The 18,065-nt window shown below is 63.1% G+C and carries 17 protein-coding genes; 7 read left to right on the forward strand and 10 right to left on the reverse strand.

Translation table 11 applies throughout. The features are described from left to right. Positions 1-2: 2 nt before the first annotated feature. A complete protein-coding gene (locus tag PspTeo4_RS05330; RefSeq protein WP_322362698.1) occupies positions 3-848 on the reverse strand; it encodes a TIGR03915 family putative DNA repair protein in 846 nt (281 codons plus the stop codon). Continuing rightward, the gene (locus PspTeo4_RS05335) at positions 839-2,059 is read right to left on the reverse strand and encodes a putative DNA modification/repair radical SAM protein (protein WP_322362699.1); all 1,221 of its coding nucleotides are present in this window, start codon (positions 2,057-2,059) and stop codon (positions 839-841) included. Before PspTeo4_RS05335 ends, PspTeo4_RS05330 begins: the two co-directional genes overlap by 10 nt. Positions 2,060-2,256: 197 nt before the next feature. Here PspTeo4_RS05335 and mqo point away from each other — a divergent pair, with 197 nt between their 5' ends. After that, positions 2,257-3,834, forward strand: coding sequence for a malate dehydrogenase (quinone) (mqo, locus tag PspTeo4_RS05340; protein WP_322362700.1), 1,578 nt, complete (start codon positions 2,257-2,259; stop codon positions 3,832-3,834). A gap of 3 nt (positions 3,835-3,837) precedes the next feature. On the opposite strand, the gene PspTeo4_RS05345 is transcribed toward mqo, so the two are convergent. Beyond that, positions 3,838-4,746: a LysR family transcriptional regulator gene (locus PspTeo4_RS05345; protein ID WP_322362701.1), complete on the reverse strand. Its 909-nt coding sequence runs from the start codon at positions 4,744-4,746 to the stop codon at positions 3,838-3,840. Between the two features lie 94 nt (positions 4,747-4,840). On the opposite strand from PspTeo4_RS05345, the gene PspTeo4_RS05350 reads away from it, so the two are divergent. Next, positions 4,841-5,692, forward strand: a complete 852-nt coding sequence (locus PspTeo4_RS05350; RefSeq protein ID WP_322362702.1) for a type 1 glutamine amidotransferase domain-containing protein — start codon at positions 4,841-4,843, stop codon at positions 5,690-5,692. Positions 5,693-5,735: 43 nt separating this feature from the next. On the opposite strand, the gene PspTeo4_RS05355 is transcribed toward PspTeo4_RS05350, so the two are convergent. Beyond that, on the reverse strand, positions 5,736-5,933 hold the full coding sequence (locus tag PspTeo4_RS05355) for a hypothetical protein (RefSeq protein WP_322362703.1): 198 nt from the start codon (positions 5,931-5,933) through the stop codon (positions 5,736-5,738). Further along, positions 5,923-6,483 (reverse strand): hypothetical protein, encoded by a 561-nt coding sequence (locus tag PspTeo4_RS05360; RefSeq protein WP_322362704.1) that lies wholly within the window; start codon positions 6,481-6,483, stop codon positions 5,923-5,925. The genes PspTeo4_RS05355 and PspTeo4_RS05360 overlap by 11 nt, the downstream gene beginning before the upstream one ends. A 240-nt stretch (positions 6,484-6,723) precedes the next feature. On the opposite strand from PspTeo4_RS05360, the gene PspTeo4_RS05365 reads away from it, so the two are divergent. Continuing rightward, positions 6,724-7,770 (forward strand): class I SAM-dependent methyltransferase, encoded by a 1,047-nt coding sequence (locus PspTeo4_RS05365; protein ID WP_322362705.1) that lies wholly within the window; start codon positions 6,724-6,726, stop codon positions 7,768-7,770. Between the two features lie 160 nt (positions 7,771-7,930). On the opposite strand, the gene PspTeo4_RS05370 is transcribed toward PspTeo4_RS05365, so the two are convergent. From PspTeo4_RS05370 to PspTeo4_RS05390, 5 genes are all read right to left on the reverse strand, one after another. After that, on the reverse strand, positions 7,931-9,175 hold the full coding sequence (locus PspTeo4_RS05370; protein ID WP_322362706.1) for a saccharopine dehydrogenase family protein: 1,245 nt from the start codon (positions 9,173-9,175) through the stop codon (positions 7,931-7,933). Between the two features lie 31 nt (positions 9,176-9,206). Continuing rightward, a complete protein-coding gene (locus PspTeo4_RS05375; RefSeq protein WP_322362707.1) occupies positions 9,207-10,304 on the reverse strand; it encodes a carboxynorspermidine decarboxylase in 1,098 nt (365 codons plus the stop codon). A 245-nt stretch (positions 10,305-10,549) separates the two neighbouring features. After that, on the reverse strand, positions 10,550-11,467 hold the full coding sequence (locus PspTeo4_RS05380) for a pyridoxal-phosphate dependent enzyme (RefSeq protein WP_322362708.1): 918 nt from the start codon (positions 11,465-11,467) through the stop codon (positions 10,550-10,552). Between the two features lie 15 nt (positions 11,468-11,482). Beyond that, positions 11,483-12,184: a helix-turn-helix transcriptional regulator gene (locus PspTeo4_RS05385; protein WP_416196901.1), complete on the reverse strand. Its 702-nt coding sequence runs from the start codon at positions 12,182-12,184 to the stop codon at positions 11,483-11,485. A gap of 61 nt (positions 12,185-12,245) precedes the next feature. Then, entirely contained in the window at positions 12,246-13,115 is an 870-nt protein-coding gene (locus tag PspTeo4_RS05390; RefSeq protein ID WP_322362709.1) for a LysR family transcriptional regulator, read from the reverse strand. Between the two features lie 246 nt (positions 13,116-13,361). On the opposite strand from PspTeo4_RS05390, the gene PspTeo4_RS05395 reads away from it, so the two are divergent. From PspTeo4_RS05395 to PspTeo4_RS05410, 4 genes are all read left to right on the forward strand, one after another. Continuing rightward, the gene (locus tag PspTeo4_RS05395) at positions 13,362-14,678 is read left to right on the forward strand and encodes an MFS transporter (RefSeq protein WP_322362710.1); all 1,317 of its coding nucleotides are present in this window, start codon (positions 13,362-13,364) and stop codon (positions 14,676-14,678) included. Positions 14,679-14,691: 13 nt separating this feature from the next. Then, on the forward strand, positions 14,692-16,083 hold the full coding sequence (locus tag PspTeo4_RS05400; RefSeq protein WP_322362711.1) for an FAD-dependent oxidoreductase: 1,392 nt from the start codon (positions 14,692-14,694) through the stop codon (positions 16,081-16,083). A gap of 95 nt (positions 16,084-16,178) precedes the next feature. Beyond that, positions 16,179-16,889, forward strand: a complete 711-nt coding sequence (locus PspTeo4_RS05405) for a YebC/PmpR family DNA-binding transcriptional regulator (protein WP_322362712.1) — start codon at positions 16,179-16,181, stop codon at positions 16,887-16,889. Positions 16,890-17,077: 188 nt separating this feature from the next. After that, a complete protein-coding gene (locus tag PspTeo4_RS05410; RefSeq protein WP_322362713.1) occupies positions 17,078-18,022 on the forward strand; it encodes a LysR family transcriptional regulator in 945 nt (314 codons plus the stop codon). Positions 18,023-18,065: the final 43 nt, after the last annotated feature.

Consider the following 18,065-nt stretch of genomic DNA (forward strand, 5'->3'; position numbering starts at 1 on the left):
TTCTATTTGCTGGACGCGGGGTTGATCTGCTTGCCCCGCTGTCCCGCTACTTCCTGCGCCTGACCATCCCGCTGCTTGCCCTGGCGTGCCAGGCCCTCCAACTGCGGAATCAGCATCCCCTCCGGCAAATGCCGCCAGAACCGCCCCGGCATGTGCATGCGCAAGGCATCGGGGTTCAGCCGCGCAGGGTTGAAGGTGTGACGGTAATAGGTGCGCCACAGTTCGGCGTCCGGGTCATCGGCGTTGCGCGCCCACTGCTGCCAGTCCGGTGGGCAACGGCGTTGGTAGTCGAAGTGCTGGCCGTCGAAACGAATGCCATCCTGGGGCGTTGCGATCAGCCAGCGTTGGCGACCCAGGCGGTCGGCGAAGTGCGCACTGGCAGTTTCAAGAATATCGTGTGCCGGCTCATGGTAAGCCACCAGGTCCAGTTGCAACTGCGCGGCCAGCGTTTCGGGCAACGGCACGAAACGCACGAAGGCATGCAGGTGATGCGCTTCACGACTGACTTGCTTGATCCGACGGTGCAATTCGCTGCCCAGACGGTCGCCCGCAAGCATGGCAGTGCGGTCGCCGTGGGCCACGCGCCAGAGCACTTCGTAGAGCAGATTCCAGCGTTGCTCGCCGCGGTAGCGAGCGGCTTGTTTAAGCTGTGTCAGCAGCTCGGGCGGTACCCGTGCGCGAAACGGGCCGGGGCCTTCGGGCAGGGGTGTCGGTAGCGCCAGCAGGTCACCCATCGGCCCCTGGGCCCAGGTCACCTCGGCCGGGTCGATGCCATGGCCAAGCAGGGTTCGGGCCTGGCCGCGCCAGGTGGCGAAGTGGTTGTCGCAGTCGAGCGCGATCATCCCCACAACCCCATCTGCACCGGTGCCTGGGGTTCACGCAGGCGAGCCCGCAGCAGGCCACTGCGCAACTCGGCCTGCGCGGGCCGGTAGTCGCTGGTGACGATGAACGGCCGCGCCTTGTCCAGCACGCAGCGCAGCTGGATCAGGTCGTCGTAGCGGATGCGCCGCTCCCGGCGCAGCGCCACCAGCCGTTGCACGCTGCGCAGGCCAATGCCGGGAATGCGTGCCAGCAGGGCCGGTTCAGCGCGGTTCACATCCAGCGGGAACACCTCGCGGTTGGCCAGCGCCCAGGCCAGCTTGGGGTCGATGTCCAGCGCCAGGTTGGCGTCCTGGCCCAGCAGTTCGCCGGCCTTGTAACCGTAACCTCTGAGCAGAAAGTCGGCCTGGTACAGGCGATGCTCGCGCAGCAGTGGTGGCGCCGCCAGCGGCACGCTGTTGGGGCTGTCCGGAATCGGGCTGAACGCCGAGTAATACACGCGCTTGAGTCCATAACCCTGGTAGAGCGCCTCGGCGTTGCGCAGCAAGGTGCTGTCGTCGGTGGCATCGGCGCCGACGATCACCTGGGTGCTTTGCCCGGCCGGGGTGAAGCGCGGGGCCTTGGGTTCGTTGGCCACGGCCTGTTGCCCCTGATGGATCACCCCCATCGCCTGGCGGATGGTATGCGCGTGTTTTTCCGGTGCCAGGCGTTTGAGGCTGGCGTCGGTGGGCAGCTCGATATTGACGCTCAGGCGGTCGGCCAGGCGTCCGGCTTCCTCGATCAGCAGAGGGTCGGCATCGGGGATGGTCTTGAGGTGGATGTAACCACGGAAGTTATGCGTTTCCCGCAGTAGCCGGGCCACTCGGATCAGCTGCTCCATGGTGTAGTCGGCCGAGCGGATGATGCCCGAGCTCAGGAACAGGCCGCTGATGCAATTACGCCGGTAGAAGTCCAGGGTCAGGCGCACCACTTCCTCAGGCGTGAAACGGGCACGGGGAACGTTGCTGGAGCGGCGATTGACGCAGTACTGGCAGTCATACAGGCAAAAATTGGTCAGCAGCACCTTGAGCAGCGAAACGCAGCGTCCATCGGGGGTAAAGCTGTGGCAGATACCCGTGCCATTGGTTGCCCCCAGGCCATCGCCGCCACGCGAATTGCGCTTGGGCGCACCGCTGCTGGCGCAGGAGGCGTCGTACTTGGCGGCGTCGGCGAGGATGCCGAGTTTGGCGATGAGTTGCATGGCGCTGTTCTCGTGATACTGAGTATTCATACAGTATTTTGAGAATGCCCGGTTTGCAAGTGATGCCCGACTAAAACCCTCAGCTAAGCTTGTGCAGGACTTCAGGCGACGGACCGACCCCAGGATGCTGGTGTCGGTAAACGGAAAGGAAACCCTACGGATCACAGCAAGGTGTGTACGGCCTTGCGGGAGCGAACATGAAGATCACGATCAAGTCGAGATGGCTGATTGCCGGCCTGACGCTGGCCTGCGGCATGCTAGGTGCCCAGGCCGCCGAGACCAAGCGGGTCGACGTGCTGTTGGTGGGTGGCGGCATCATGAGTTCGACCTTGGCCATCTGGCTCAACGAACTGGAGCCGGGCTGGTCGATGGAGATGGTCGAGCGCCTGGACAAGGTGGCCGAGGAAAGCTCCAACGGCTGGAACAACGCTGGCACTGGGCATTCGGCCCTGGCCGAACTGAACTACACCCCGGAGAAAGACGGCAAGATCGACATCAGCAAGGCGGTGGAGATCAATGAATCGTTCCAGATCACCCGGCAGTTTCTGGCCTGGCAGGTCAAGCAGGGGGTGCTGAAGAACCCGCATTCGTTCATCAACACCACGCCGCACATGAGCTTTGTCTGGGGCGACGATAACATCCGTTTCCTGAAGAAACGCTACGAAGCGCTGCAGGCCAGCCCTCTGTTCAAGCCCATGCAGTATTCCGAGGACCACGAGCAGATCCGCAAGTGGGTGCCGCTGATGATGGAGGGGCGCGACCCCAATCAGAAGCTGGCCGTCACCTGGACGCCTATCGGCACGGACGTCAATTTTGGCGAGATCACCCGGCAATACGTGGGCTACCTGAAAACCCGCCCGAATTTCGACCTCAAGCTGTCGACCGAAGTGGAGAGCATCACGCGCAACGAAGATGGCTCCTGGCACGTCGAGTACAAGAACCTCAAGGATGGCAGCTCCGCGGCCACCGACACCAAGTTCCTGTTCATCGGCGCCGGTGGTGCCGCGTTGCCGCTGCTGCAGAAATCGGGCATCGACGAAGCCAAGGATTATGCAGGCTTCCCGGTGGGGGGCTCGTTCCTGGTGACCGACAACCCAGCCCTCGCCCAGCGCCACATGGCCAAGGCCTATGGCATTGCCGCGACCGGCGCTCCGCCGATGTCGGTGCCGCACCTGGACACCCGGGTGCTCGACGGCAAGCGCATGATCCTGTTCGGGCCGTTCGCGACGTTCTCCACCAAGTTCCTCAAGCAGGGCTCATTGCTTGACCTGTTCGCCAGCGTCAGCGTGCACAACACCTGGCCGATGGTGCGGGTGGGCGTGCGTGAATTCGACCTGGTGCAATACCTGATTGGCCAGGTGCTGCAATCGGACGATGACCGTTTCGAGGCGCTGCGCACCTACTTCCCTGAAGCGAAGAAGGAGGACTGGCGCCTGTGGCAGGCCGGCCAGCGGGTGCAGATCATCAAGAAGGACGAGAACCAGGGCGGCGTGCTCAAGCTCGGTACCGAGATCGTCACCTCCAAGGATGGCAGCATCGCTGGGCTGCTGGGGGCATCGCCGGGCGCTTCGACCGCGCCGCCGATCATGCTCGATCTGCTGAACAAGGTATTCAAGGACAAGGTTGCCTCCGCGCCGTGGCAGAAGAAGATCAAGCAGATCATTCCGTCGTACGGCATTCGCCTGAATGACCATCCGGACAAGGTGCTGGAGGAATGGAGCTACACCAACGAAGTGTTGCAGCTCGACCCGCCATCCGCTGCCGGTACGCCTTGAGCCTCAGGGTTGGGCCGCGGCCCACACCTGCTGGCGAAACCAGCGCCGCATCGGGTCTGCATGGGTCCGCTCGTGCCAGATCTGCATCACCTCCACCTGCGGCAGCGCCAATGGTAGCGGGTGAAAGCACAGGTCCTGATCGCGCTCGGTGGCTTCCTCTGCCACCGAGCGCAGGCAGGTGAGCAGCAGGTCGGTACCCCGTACGAGCCTTGCCGGCGCCAGGAAACTGGAAAGCCCCGCCACCACCTTGCGGCTGCGCCCCTGGGCGTGCAAGGCGCGGTCGACCAGGCCGTCGAGGTCGCCTGTCAGCGTAGTCAGCAGGTGATCGCAGCGCAGAAACCCATCCAGGTCCAGACCTTGGGCCAGGTGCGGGTTGTGTTTCCACGCCAATACCACGAAGTCCTCACTGAGCAGACGCTGCTGGTGGAAGGTGTCTGGCAGGTCGGTGTAAAAGCCGGCGATGGCCAGGTCGCAACTGCCTTTCTCCAGCGCCTCGCGGGGGAGCTGGCCGCGGGTGTTATGGGTGATCAGCACCAGGTTCGGCGCTTGTTCGCGCAGAACCGGCAGCAGTTTTGGCAGCAAGGTCTGCTCGATGTAGTCGGTGCTGTACAGGTGCAGCCGGGCAGGGCGGGCGAGGAAGTCCTGGCCATCGCAGCGCTCGTAGAACGCTTCCAGCCCCTCCACCAGCCGTTGTACCTCGGGCGCCAGTTCGTGGGCCCGTGGCGTTGGGGTAAGGCCACGGGGGGCGCGGACGAACAGTGGGTCGCCAAACTGGTGGCGCAACTTGTTGAGCTTGTGGCTGAGTGCGGGCTGGCTCAGGGCCATGCGCTCGGCGGCAAGGGTGGCATTGCGCTCCTGGTACAGCACGTGGAACAGGTGCAGCAGGTTCAGGTCTTTGTTGCTGATATTCATTTTGCGAATCACAGACATGAAAGCTTTCGAATAAACGAATCATAGCGCGCTGGGTAGGATGGGCCCACTTTTCGCTTGATCGGGAGATCGCTGCATGAACAAGACATTTACCCTGGCGCTGGCCGTGGCGGGCGCATTGCTTGCCGGCACCGTCAATGCCGCACCTAAAGGTGAAGTGCTGGTGCTGCTGTCCAGCGAGCACCAGCTGCCGCTGCAGGGCGGCAAAGGTTACGCCACCGGTTACTACCTCAACGAGTTCGGTGTACCTGCCGACCAGTTGCTCAAGGCTGGCTACAAACTGGTGCTGGTCACGCCCAAGGGCAATGCGCCGAGCGTCGACCAGCGCTCGATCGACCCTCAATACTTCGGTGGCGACTCGGCCGAGATGCAGCGAATTCAGAAGGTCGTGCAGGGCTTGCCGGACATTGGTGACACCTTGTCGGTGAAGCAGGTGCTGGCGGGTGATCTGGATCGCTACGCCGGGCTGTTCATCCCGGGTGGCCATGCGCCGCTGATCGACCTGGCGAACAACCCCGAGGTCGGCGCCTTGCTGCGTCACTTCCATCAGGCGGGCAAGCCGACGGCTGCGATCTGCCATGGCCCGATCGCCTTGCTGTCGGCACAAAAGGACCCGGCCAGTTACCAGGCAGCGCTGGCCCGAGGTGAAAAGCCGGCAGCTAGCGACTGGGTTTATCAGGGCTACAAGATGACCATCTTCTCCGACCCGGAAGAGCAGGTGTTCGAAGGCTCGCTCAAGGATGACCGCCTGCTGTTCTACCCGGCCAAGGCCATGGCCGGGGCCGGTGGTGACATGCGCTACGCCACGGCCTGGCAGCCGAACGTGGTGGTGGACCGTGAACTGATTACCGGGCAGAACCCGTTCTCTGACAAGGTGCTGGCCAAGGCATTGCTGGAGAAGCTGGCGGCGCGTGCGCTCCAAAACTGACGGAAACGCCCAAGGTGCTGGCTGGGAGGGGCCAGCACGTTACTCAGGGGCATGTGGCTCTGCGTTTTTTCAGCGGACGGCCAGCATAAGCAGAGCCTTCGACCTTGCTGAACGCTTCGATGGCTTCGTCAGTGAGGAAGCCATCGAAGCGTACCGACTCGCGCAGCCTTGAAAGCTTCTCGTCGGCAATGGCCTTGTAATGCGCAACATTTGCGCTGAAATCGCAGTGCTTAGTCGCCATCGCGGTGCTCCTCGTGGTTGATTGCAGAATAAGTAGGGGACAAGTCGTAGGCAAGGCCGACGCCTTTTACCTGGCGGAAACCATTCATTTGATAGGCTACCCGAGCTTCAGGGAGCGGGTCCTTGACCACAACCCAGCGCAGGCCGAGCAAGATGGCGTAATAGCGAACGCCACTCATGCACAAGGGGGCCACGTAACCACGAGTGGCCAGGCTGTCGTCCGGGTTGCGCTGCAAGTACAGAACCATGATCTTCTCCCTGCTGCCCTGTGGAGAAGCCCAACAGAGGCCAGCCAGTTGATCGTCGTGCCAGAGGGCAATGTCGAGCGCATAGGCGTGCGCATGCCTGGACTTCCAGTGCAGGACGCGTTGCCAGCCGAAGTCATGTGGGTCGGGGTGCCAGTGCTCATGGGCGACGATGGCCCTATCATCGATTTCTGCGACCTTCAGCCTGATACCGAGCGACGCGTTCCTGCGGGCAGTTGCCTGGATGACCTGGTCTCGAGCAGCTTGTTTGAAGCCGATGAGTTCAGCCAACTTTTCATCGTCCATGTTGAAATACTTCACGGTCCGGTTGATAGGCCGTTGATGGTATTGCTCAATTGCACCGGAAGGGGCCGAGAGCCTTGGTCCGCTCTCCGACAGACTCTGTAGTCCAAAGCCCTTTGCACCTGGAAATGGACATCTAAACTTACATTCAGCTCACAGCGGCGAGCTTACATCCATCCGACCACCGCCCCCGGACAGGACTGCCCTCGTTGACGGTGGCCTTCTTGCAGAGGAGGGCTGTTTATGGACGAGGCAAGGCTTCACGATTTCATGGGCAAGCTGGTCGGCGACATGGGCGCGGCGGCGACGCTGGCCAATGTCATTCTTGGCGATGAGCTGGGGCTGTACCGCGCCATGGCCGACAGTCAACCGACAACCCCCGAGGCGCTTGCAGCCAAGACTGGCTGTCACCCACGGTTGGTGCGCGAATGGCTGAACGCCCAAGCGGCCTCTGGCTACATGGTTCATGAAAAGGGCAGCTTCGTATTGCCTGAAGAGCAGGCCATGGCCCTGGCGCTGGAGGATTCCCCGGCCTACATGGCTGGCGGGGCGGCGGTGATCGCGGCGCTGTTCCATGACAAGGACAAGCTAGTGGCGGCCATGCGCGGGGACGGTGGCCTGGCCTGGGGTGACCATCACCCGTGCATGTTCAGTGGTACGGAGCGGTTCTTCCGCCCGGGTTACCGAACCTTCCTGGTCGCTGAATGGCTGCCGGCGCTGGACGGTGTGGTGGCCAAACTGCAGGCAGGGGCGAAGGTGGCGGATGTGGGATGTGGCCACGGGGCTTCGACGCTGGTCATGGCCCAGGCGTTTGCAAACTCGACCTTCACCGGTTACGACTATCATGCGCCGTCCATTACCACCGCTACCGAACGTGCCCGCGAGGCCGGGCTGAGCGAGCGGGTGAGCTTCCACAAAGCTTCGGCCAAGGACTACCCAGGGCATGACCATGACCTGGTGTGCTTCTTCGACTGCCTGCATGACATGGGCGACCCGGTGGGCGCGGCGCGGCATGCCTATCGGGCGCTCAAACCAGATGGCACGGTGATGCTGGTTGAGCCTTATGCCGAGGATTCGCTGGACGGCAACCTGACGCCGGTCGGGCGGTTGTTCTATGCGGCTTCGACGTTCATCTGCACGCCGAATTCGCTGTCCCAGGAAGTGGGGCTGGGGCTTGGCGCGCAAGCCGGGGAGGCGCGTTTGCGGGCGGTGTTCGAGGAGGCGGGGTTCACTCGGTTCCGGCGGGCGACGCAGACGCCGTTCAACTTGATTCTGGAAGCGCGTAAGTAAGCGGTGAGCCTGTACCGGCCACTTCGCGGGTAAACCCGCTCCCACAGGTGCACCACTGTATTCCAGACCTGTGCGATTCCTGTGGGAGCGGGTTTACCCGCGAAGTGGCCGACGCTGGAAACAGAAGGGGCGCCATTTCGGCGCCCCTTCGTGTTGCTGCTTAGGCTTCAGCGTCCCAAGGACGGTCGCCTTTTTCGTCTTTCACGCGGGTGGGCAGGCCCATCACGTCCAGCGCCTTGAGGAACGGCTCGGCTGGCAGTTCCTCGACGTTGACCATGCGCTTGGCATCCCACTCACCACGAGCGACCAGCAGGGCTGCAGCCACTGGCGGTACGCCAGCGGTGTAGGAAATGCCTTGGCTGTCGGTTTCGGCGTAGGCTTCTTCGTGGTCCGCGACGTTGTAGATGAACACTTCGCGTGGCTGGCCATCCTTGGTGCCCTTGACCAGGTCGCCGATGCAGGTCTTGCCGGTGTAGCCCGGGGCCAGGGAGGCCGGGTCAGGCAGCACGGCCTTGACCACTTTCAGCGGCACCACTTCCAGACCTTCGGCGGTTTTCACCGGTTGCTCGGAGAGCAGGCCGAGGTTCTTCAGCACGGTGAACACGTTGATGTAGTGCTCGCCGAAGCTCATCCAGAAACGCACGTTCGGCACGTTGAGGTTCTTCGAGATCGAGTGAACTTCGTCGTGACCGGTCAGGTACAGGTTCTGCGAACCTACCACCGGCAGGTCGTCGGTACGCTTGACCTCGAACATGGTGTTGCTGGTCCACTGGCTGTTCTGCCAGCTCCATACTTGACCGGTGAACTCGCGGAAGTTGATTTCCGGGTCGAAGTTGGTGGCGAAGTACTTGCCATGGGAACCGGCGTTGACGTCGAGAATGTCGATCGACTCGATGGTGTCGAAGTATTGCTGCTGCGCGAGTTTCGCGTAGCTGTTCACCACACCCGGGTCGAAGCCGACACCAAGAATGGCGGTAATGTTCTTTTGTTGGCACTCTTCGAGGTGTTTCCACTCGTAGTTGCCGTACCAGGGCGGCGTCTCGCAGATTTTGCCCGGTTCTTCGTGAATGGCGGTGTCCAGGTAGGCGACACCAGTATCGATGCAGGCACGCAGCACCGACATGTTGAGGAAGGCGGACCCCACGTTGATGACGATCTGCGATTCGGTCTCGCGGATCAGTGCCTTGGTTGCCTCGACATCGAGGGCATTGAGCGAGAAGGCCTGGATGTCGGCGGGTACCTTGAGGCTACCCTTGGCCTTGACGCTGTCGATGATGGCCTGGCATTTGGAGATGTTCCGCGACGCAATGGCAATACGACCGAGTTCGTCGTTATGCTGCGCGCACTTGTGGGCCACCACCTTGGCGACACCTCCTGCACCAATGATAAGAACGTTCTTCTTCAATTTATCCCTTGCTCCTTACTGAAAGCCGGTCTTACGACAGGCTGGAAACGTAGTCTTCGAAACCGAACTCGCGGACGACCTCGACGCTGCCGTCGAGCTGCTTGACCACGATGGCCGGCATTTTCAGACCGTTGAACCAGTTTTTCTTGACCATGGTGTAACCCGCCGCGTCGATGAACGACAGGCGATCGCCGATGGCCAGCGGACGGTCGAATTGGTACTCGCCGAAGATGTCACCGGCCAGGCACGACTTACCGCAGACCATGTAGGTGTGCTCGCCGTCGTTGGGGGCCATCTTGGCGTTGAGGCGGTAGATCAGCAGGTCGAGCATGTGCGCTTCGATGGAGCTGTCGACCACGGCCAGGTGCTTGCCGTTGTACAGGGTGTCGAGCACTGTCACTTCCAGCGAGGCGCTGTTGGTGATGGCGGCTTCGCCCGGCTCCAGGTAGACCTGCACGCCGTATTTTTCCGAGAAGGCTTTCAGGCGCGCGCAGAAGGCGTCCAGTGCGTAGTCTTCGCCGGTGAAGTGAATGCCGCCACCGAGGCTGACCCACTGAACCTTGTGCAACAGGTGGCCGAAGCGTTCCTCGATGTGCGAGAGCATCTTGTCGAACAGGCTGAAGTCGCCGTTCTCGCAGTTGTTGTGGAACATGAAACCGGAGATCTGCTCGATGACCTGCTCGATCTTTGCCGGGTCCCATTCGCCCAGGCGGCTGAACGGGCGGGCCGGGTCGGCCAGCAGGTAGTCGGAGCTGCTCACCTGCGGGTTGACGCGCAGGCCGCGAACCTTGCCTTCGGACTGCTCGGCGAAGCGTTGCAACTGGCCGATCGAGTTGAAGATGATCTTGTCGCAGTTCTCGAGCATTTCTTCGACTTCGTCGTCGGCCCAGGCCACGCTGTAGGCGTGGGTTTCACCGGCGAACTTCTGGCGGCCGAGCTTGAGCTCGTACAGCGACGACGAGGTGGTGCCGTCCATGTACTGCTGCATCAGGTCGAAGACCGACCAGGTGGCGAAGCACTTGAGGGCGAGCAGGGCCTTGGCACCGGAGTGTTCGCGCACGTAGGCGATCTTCTCCATGTTGCCCAGCAGCTTGGTTTTATCGATGAGGTAGTACGGCGTCTTGATCATTTAAAGGCCCCCGGCCAGGCCGGCCAAAAAAAGGACACGCATTGTGCCTTCACTTTCCGCATATCGAAAGGGCGGAAGACGCATTTCGTCAGAGTTATGTGGCGGGAAGTAACCGATGTGCCATCAGTCTTTCGCGCGGGCCAGTTGAACAGACGAATATGACTATCCTAATCGCCGCTTCCGGTGGCTGGCGGGAATCTGATCGACGACCCGTACCACACCACCGAAAGGGCGCGAGCGGCGGACTACTGCGCCGCCGCCAACCAGGCCTGGATCTGCTCCAGGGTCGCCGTGGCTCCACCACAGACCACCACCAGCACATTGCGGTACTGCGCCAATGCCTGCGGGGCATATGCCAAGGCCAGCGCAGCGCCGCAGGCGGGCTCGACCAGCACCCGGTGATCGAGTAGGAAGCGCTCGCAGGCCAGCAGTGCGTCGCGGTCGCTGACCAGGAGGCTGTGCACCGGATGGCTGCGCACGCATTGCAACGCCTGATCGGCCACGCGCTTGGCGCCCAACGAAGTGGCCACCGAGGCGATGCGTTCCAGCTCCACCGAGTGGCCAGCCTGCATGGCCGCGTTCAGCGATGCGGCGCCTTCGGTTTCCACCGCCAGCACCGGTACATCGTTCCAGCCGTTGCGCTTGAGCCCTTCGACCACGCCGCTGAGCAGGCCGCCACCGCCGACCGACAGCACCACCGCATCGGGTTTGAAACCGGCCTGGGCCAGCTCATCGACCAGGCTGGCGTGGCCGGCCCACAACAGTGGGTCGTCGAACGGGTGGATGAAGGCGTCGCTCGGCCCGACCAGGGTCTGCGCCAGTTCGTTGGCCTCTTGCCAGGAACTGCCGTGCACCACCACCTTGGCGTCCTCCAGACGCAGCAGTTCCTTGGCGCGTTCGGTGGTGGTTTCAGGCACCACCACCGTTACCGGTACGCCCAGCTTGCGGCCTGCATAGGCCACGGCCAGGCCAGCGTTGCCGCCCGAGGACGACACGAAGTGCCGCGCACCACGCGCATGGTGCGTTTCGCAGGCGTGGCCGACCCCGCGCAACTTGAACGAGCCGCAGGGCTGCAAGGCTTCGAGCTTGAGCCACACCGACCGGCCGGCAGCGAGCGACAAAGGCCGGGATTCGATCAGGGGGGTATGAATGTGCAAGGTCATGGGTAGCTCCGCAGGTCAATCGTCACGGGCAGCCGCGTTGCTCTCGCCGCGCAGTTGCTCCAGGTAGTTGTAAATGGTGTAACGGGTGACGCCCAACGCCGTGGCAGCCTTCTCCACGCCACCCTTGACGATGAACAGGCCACGTTCCTGCATCACCCGCACGGCTTCGACCTTGGCCTGCTTGTTCATCCGCCCGTGGCCGCTACGCTGCAGGGCGCCCTGGATGATCTCGGCCATCAGTTCTTCCATGGCAGCGGGCTCGCCAGCCGGGGCCGGGGCACTGGCGCCTAGTGGCTTGAGTTGCTGGAGGAAGGCCAGTGCGGCGTCCAGGTCGGTCACGTCGGTGTTCACGCACAGGCTGGCAAAGGGGTGGCCGCTGCTGTCACGGAAGATCGCCGTGGCGCTGCGCAGGGTTCGGCCCTTGAGTGTGGTGGGGTAATCGGGCACCACGACAGGCGTACTGCCGGGTTGGTCGACCGTGGCCTGCATCAGGGCCTTGAAACCTTGGTCCTGTTCCGGGGCTGCGAGAATCGGGCTGCCCAGCGTCCGGCCTGAAAGGTGGCCGTTGACGATAGCCACCACCGAACGCTCCGGATGATCCAGGTCGTGCAGGAGAATTTCCATATTGCGTGCCGCAACGCTGCCCAAGGCCTGCAGGGCGGCTTTGAGCACGTTGAGGGTGAGTTGGCGCTCTTGAAGCAAAGGCATAGGAGGCATGGCGAGCTGTTAAGTAAACATTTTGTGTATTTTTACACATAACGTTGAAAAACGCGACGGCTCACAATGCCTCTTGCACCATTTGTAGAAAAGTCGCCACCACCCGCCGTGTGCGTTGTTCGCTCAAGCAAACGAGCGTTTCGGTCAAATGCCGTTGGCAATCGACGATCGGCAACGCGCACACCCGGGCATCGGCACCGAACTCGGCAGCCGATACGACCCCCACGCCAATCCCCACGACCACCGCCTCCCGTGCGGCTTCCCGGCCCTCGACTTGAATCGCCGGACGAATGCGCAGGCCGGCGCGCTGCATCTCTTCTTCCAGTGTTTGCCGGGTCACCGAGCCGGGCTCGCGAAGCACCAGTGGCGTGTCGTCCAGGTCGGCCAGGCTGATCGAGCCACGGCTGGCCCAGGGGTGGTGGTGGGAGACAAACGCCACCATCGGGTCGCGCCGCAATGGCACGCAGTACAGGCGCTCGTCGTCGACGTCGCGGCCCAGCAGCGCCAGATCGGCCTGGTAGCTGAACAAGCGGGCCAGGGACTCATCGGTGTTGCCGGTTTCGATCTTCACCTGAATGCCTGGGTAGCGCTGGCAGAAACGGGCGATCTGCGGCAGCACGTGGACCGGTGCATCCACCGCCAGGACCAGGCTGCCGGTGTGCAGGGCTTGGGAGTCCTGCAGCAGTTCATGGGCCTCGGCCTCGCAGGCGAACAGGCGCTGGCTGATGCCCAGCAGGCGTTCGCCCAGGTCGGTCAGCTGTACCGAACGTTTGTTGCGATGAAACAGCAGCACGCCGAAGCGCTCTTCGAGTTTGCGTACCTGGTCGGACACCGCCGGCTGGGTCAGGAACAGTTTTTCTGCCGCGCGGGTGAAGCTGCCGTGCACCGCCACGGCATGGAAGGCCTTGAGTTGAGCGTGGGAAACCGACATGACGTCTCCAGTAACAAGCTGGGCTTATGTGTGAAATACCTTAAATCGATTTTATTTATCAGTCAGTAGCTGTTTCCATACCGATCAGCCCGAGCCCACCGCCACAAGCGGATGCCTGTGGCCATGGTGCCCACACGGCGCCATCTGACCAGATGACGAGCCACCGTCATGCAGTGCGCAACACAAAAACAAGACAGGCGTTTATTCACATTCTGCCGGCACACTTGAGCAAGAGGTCAGAGTCAAATGAATCAATCCCTAGCCGCGATGAAGCGTTGGCGTGTCCAGATTTTTGCAATCACCTGGCTGGCTTACGCCGCCTTCTATTTCACCCGCAAAGCCTTCTCGGTGGCCAAACTCGGCATCGGTGAAGACCCGAATTTCATGCTCGACAAGGCCGCCATGGCCAACCTCGACGCGATCTACCTGGCTGCCTACGCCGTGGGCCAGTTCACCTGGGGCATGCTCGCCGACCGCTACGGTCCCCGTGTCGTGGTACTGGGCGGCCTGCTGATTTCGGCCGCCGCGGCGGTGGTGATGGGCAGCTACGCGACCTTCCCGATCTTCGCCACCTGCATGCTGATCCAAGGCCTGGCGCAGTCCACCGGTTGGGCGGGGCTGTGCAAGAACATCGGCAGTTTCTTCCCGGCGTCGCAGCGGGGCCGGGTACTGGGGCTGTGGAGTTCCTGCTATGCCTTTGGCGGCCTGGTCGCATCGCCGTTCGCCGGCTGGTGGGCCTATACCCTGGTCGGCACCTGGCATGCGGCGTTCTTTTCCAGTGCCGCCGTGGTAGCTGCTGTCGCAGTGCTGTTCTTCTTCCTGCAGCGCAACAAGCCCGAGGACGTCGGCCTGCCCGCAGTGGAACCCGAGCCCCAGAGCATGGCGCCGGGTTCGAACCTGCGCAGCGTCTGGGCGCCCCTGCGCGAAATCCTGCGCAACCGTACCGTGCTGACCTTGGGCCTGGCGTACTTCCTGCTCAAGCCCGCGCGCTACGCCATCTTGCTGTGGGGGCCGGTGATCGTGTTCGAGCAGATGCCTTCGGTGGGCAAGGTGGGTGCGGCGATCATTCCGACGGCCTTCGAACTGGCCGGTTTGCTCGGCCCGATCATGATCGGCCTGGCCTCGGACAAGCTGTTCGGTGCGCGGCGCATGCCGGCTTGCGTGATCAGCCTGGTGTTGCTGACCGTGGCCCTGGCGGCGTTCATGGCGGCGATGCACAGCGGCAGTGTGGTGCTGGTGGTGAGCCTGTTGTTCGTCATGGGCCTGACCCTGTACGGGCCGGACTCGATGATCAGCGGCGCGGCGGCCATCGATTTCGGCACGGCCAAGGCCGGCGCCACGGCGGCCGGTTTCGTCAACGGCTGCGGCTCGGTCGGCGCGGTACTAGGCGGCCTGCTGCCGGGCTACTTCGACAGCGTCACGGTGTTCATCGTGTTCGCCGGCTGTGCGCTGTTCTCGGCACTGGTGCTGCTGCCGCACTGGAACAGCCGTCCAGCCAGTGTCGCCCAGGCCAGTGACGTGGCCCCTAACACCAGCATGGCAATCAAGCCACTGCGTACTTGAAGGAAAGAAACCCATGAGACCCTTCTGGCTGCAACAGGCCCTGGATTCGGAACAGGCCGCCGTGTGCCCGCCACTGCAAGGCGATGCCCGTTGCGATGTGTGCATCGTCGGCGGTGGCTACACCGGGCTGTGGACTGCGCTGATGCTCAAGGAGGCCGTGCCGGCACTGGATGTGTTGCTGATCGAGGCAGACATCTGCGGTGCCGGTGCCAGTGGGCGCAACGGCGGTTGCGCACTGTCCTGGTCGGCCAAGTACTTCACCCTGGAGCGGCTGTTCGGGGTGGCCGAGGCGGTGCGCCTGGTGCGCGAGTCGGAACGCAGCATCGGTGCCATCGGCGCGTTCTGCGCCGAGAATGGCATCGACTGCGACTACCGTCTGGACGGCACGCTGTACACCGCCACCAACCAGGCTCAGGTCGGCGCCACCGATGCGGTGATCGCGGCGCTGGAGCAGAAGGGGGTCAATTCATTCCAGCGCCTGCCTCTGGATGAGGTGCAGCGCCTGGCAGGTTCCGCGCGACACCTCGAAGGCTGGTTCTCGCCGGCCGCCGCCACCGTGCAGCCGGGCCAGCTGGTGCGCGGTTTGCGCCGGGTGGCCCTGCAGCGCGGGGTGCGGATCCATGAGGGCACGGCCATGACCGGCCTCGAACACGGCGCCCAGGTACAGGTGCGCACTGCCCAAGGCACGGTACGCGCCGACCGCGTGGTGCTCGGCCTCAATGCCTGGATGGCGCGCGCATTCCCGCAGTTCGAGCGTAGTGTGGCCATCGTTTCGAGCGATATGGTGATTACCGAGCCTTGTCCCGATCTGCTTCGCGATATTGGCTTGGATAACGGCATCAGCGTGCTCGATTCGCGCATTTTCGTGCATTACTACCACAACACTTCCGATGGCCGGCTGATGCTCGGTAAAGGAGGCAACACATTCGCCTATGGTGGCCGCATGTTGCCAGTGTTCGACCAACCGTCGCCCTACCGGCCACTGCTGCGCGAAAGCCTGGGCGAGTTCTTCCCGGCGCTGGCCGAGGTGCCGCTGGCGGCCAGCTGGAACGGGCCGTCGGACCGTTCGGTGACGGGCCTACCGTTCTTTGGGCGGTTGGACGGGCAGGGCAACGTGTTCTACGGCTTTGGCTATTCCGGCAGTGGCGTGGGGCCGTGTCACATGGGCGGGCAGATTCTCTCGTCGCTGGCGCTGGGGATGGACAACCCGTGGACCCGCTCGCCGCTGGTCAAGGGGCCGCTGGGGCTGTTCCCGCCGGAGCCAATTCGTTACTTGGGGTCGCTGATGGTGCGCAACGCCATCCGTCGCAAGGAGCGCGCCGAGGACCGTGGTGTGCGGCCACGGCGGCTGGATGAGCGGCTGGCACGGTTTGCAGCGGCGGCGGGGAAGGCCGACAAAGCATGAGATTACTTGTCGATACACGGCTTGAGGGCGTATAAACTGCACCCACTTTTGGCCGGTCGCTTCCTGAACCGGCCGCTGAAACAAAGAGAGTCGACATGGGCGCACAGTGGAAAGCCAAACATAAAGAAGCCGCGGCCAACGCCAAAGGCAAGGTCATGGGCAAGCTGTCCAAAGAGATCCAGATCGCCGCCAAGTCCGGCGCCGACCCTGACATGAACCCGCGCCTGCGCCTGGCCATCGAACAGGCCAAGAAAGCCTCGATGACCCGTGAAACCCTGGAGCGGGCGATTCGCAAGGGCGCCGGGCTCGATGGCGATACCGTGCAGTACCAGGCGGTGAGCTACGAGGGCTTCGCGCCTCACCAGGTGCCGCTGATCGTCGAGTGCCTGACCGACAACGTCAACCGCACCGTTGCCCAGATTCGCGTGCTGTTCCGCAAGGGCCAGCTGGGTGCCAGCGGTTCGGTGGCCTGGGACTTCAACCACGTCGGCCTGATCGAGGCTACCCCGAGTGGTGATGCCGACCCGGAAATGGCGGCCATCGAAGCCGGCGCCCAGGACTTCGAAGAAGGCGAAGAAGAGGGTTCGACCCTGTTCATCACCGACACCACCGACCTGGATGCCGTGCAGAAGGCCCTGCCAGACCACGGTTTCACCGTGACCTCGGCGAAAATCGGCTATACCCCGAAGAACCCGGTAAGCGCTGCCAGCCTGAGCGCTGAAGCCCTGGCCGAGGTCGAAGCGTTCCTTGAGGCGATCGACGAAAACGACGACGTACAGAACGTCTACGTTGGCCTGACTGCTTAAACGCTGGGGCCGCTTTGCGGCCTTTCGCAGGCTTCGCCAGCTCCCACACACCTGAACTGCCCCAAGAAGTTGGACACAAATCCAGCCCTTGGGGACAGTCCACACCCTCTAGGTTCGGACGCCGGTGGGAGCTGGCGCAGCCTGCGATCGAGGGCAAAGCCCTCGCCAGCGTCTCGGAGCCGATACCGATGAACCCCACCTTCGCCTCCCTCAGCCTTGCCCACCTGCGCACCCTCGACTGCCTGCTGCAGCTCAAGAACCTCAGCCACGCGGCCGAGCGCCTGGGTGTCAGCCAGTCAGCCCTGAGCCGTCAATTGGCCCATCTGCGCGAGGCCTTCGACGACCCGCTGTTGGTGCGCCAAGGCCGTGGCTATGTGCTCAGCGAACACGCCGAAGCATTGGTCGAGCCCTTGCGCCAGGTGCTGGAAGAGCTTCAGGCCTTGCGCCAGCCCGCCACCTTCGACCCAGCCCGCTGTGAACGCCGCTTCTGCCTGGCTGCCTCCGATTACGTCGCCGAGCACATGCTGCCCTTGCTGGTGGCAGCGCTGGAGCACGAAGCCCCCGGCGTGACCCTGGAGTACCGCACCTGGAAGGCCGGCCAGTACGCGCTGCTGGCCAGTGGTGAAATCGACCTGGCCACCACCTTGTTCGACGAGTCTCCGCCCAACCTGCACGGCCGCCTGTTGGGCGAGGACCGTGCGGTATGCCTGATGCGCCAGGACCATCCGTTGGCTGCATTGGAAACACTGAGCCAGGACGACTACCTGGCGTTCAAACATGTGCGTATCTCCGGTGGCGGCGATAAGGACAGCTTCATCGATCGCCACCTGCGCGCCCAAGGCCTGCAGCGGCGGGTTGGTCTTGAGGTGCCGTTTTTCTCCGCCACCGTGCAGGTGGTTGGCAACAGCCAGGCCGTGGCGACTGTCCCTGAGCACATTGCCCGCCAATTGTGCCGGCTGCACGCGCTGGTGTGGCGGCCGTTGGGCTTTATCGAGCACACCCAGCGCTATTGGGTGGTGTGGCATCAGCGCCTGCAGGCGTCGGCCGAGCACCGCTGGTTGCGCAACCGGGTATTCGAGCTGTGGCGGCAATCGCAGTTCGGTGTGCAGGGCGGGCATGCGCCTTTGCCATAGGAGGTATGCGCGAAGCGGGGTTATTCGCGCAGGCATAGGCGCC

The sequence above is a fragment of the Pseudomonas sp. Teo4 genome, assembly GCF_034387475.1.
Taxonomy (GTDB): domain Bacteria; phylum Pseudomonadota; class Gammaproteobacteria; order Pseudomonadales; family Pseudomonadaceae; genus Aquipseudomonas.

Coding starts and splice junctions, on each gene's coding strand:
- PspTeo4_RS05385 (WP_416196901.1), bottom strand. CDS start 12,184: ATGCCTCCTATGCCTTTGCTTCAAGAGCGCCAACTCACCCTCAACGTG.
- PspTeo4_RS05335 (WP_322362699.1), bottom strand. CDS start 2,059: ATGCAACTCATCGCCAAACTCGGCATCCTCGCCGACGCCGCCAAGTAC.
- PspTeo4_RS05345 (WP_322362701.1), bottom strand. CDS start 4,746: ATGAATATCAGCAACAAAGACCTGAACCTGCTGCACCTGTTCCACGTG.
- PspTeo4_RS05365 (WP_322362705.1), top strand. CDS start 6,724: ATGGACGAGGCAAGGCTTCACGATTTCATGGGCAAGCTGGTCGGCGAC.
- PspTeo4_RS05410 (WP_322362713.1), top strand. CDS start 17,078: ATGAACCCCACCTTCGCCTCCCTCAGCCTTGCCCACCTGCGCACCCTC.
- PspTeo4_RS05405 (WP_322362712.1), top strand. CDS start 16,179: ATGGGCGCACAGTGGAAAGCCAAACATAAAGAAGCCGCGGCCAACGCC.
- PspTeo4_RS05360 (WP_322362704.1), bottom strand. CDS start 6,483: ATGGACGATGAAAAGTTGGCTGAACTCATCGGCTTCAAACAAGCTGCT.
- PspTeo4_RS05395 (WP_322362710.1), top strand. CDS start 13,362: ATGAATCAATCCCTAGCCGCGATGAAGCGTTGGCGTGTCCAGATTTTT.
- PspTeo4_RS05380 (WP_322362708.1), bottom strand. CDS start 11,467: ATGACCTTGCACATTCATACCCCCCTGATCGAATCCCGGCCTTTGTCG.
- PspTeo4_RS05350 (WP_322362702.1), top strand. CDS start 4,841: ATGAACAAGACATTTACCCTGGCGCTGGCCGTGGCGGGCGCATTGCTT.
- PspTeo4_RS05400 (WP_322362711.1), top strand. CDS start 14,692: ATGAGACCCTTCTGGCTGCAACAGGCCCTGGATTCGGAACAGGCCGCC.
- PspTeo4_RS05355 (WP_322362703.1), bottom strand. CDS start 5,933: ATGGCGACTAAGCACTGCGATTTCAGCGCAAATGTTGCGCATTACAAG.
- PspTeo4_RS05390 (WP_322362709.1), bottom strand. CDS start 13,115: ATGTCGGTTTCCCACGCTCAACTCAAGGCCTTCCATGCCGTGGCGGTG.
- mqo (WP_322362700.1), top strand. CDS start 2,257: ATGAAGATCACGATCAAGTCGAGATGGCTGATTGCCGGCCTGACGCTG.
- PspTeo4_RS05375 (WP_322362707.1), bottom strand. CDS start 10,304: ATGATCAAGACGCCGTACTACCTCATCGATAAAACCAAGCTGCTGGGC.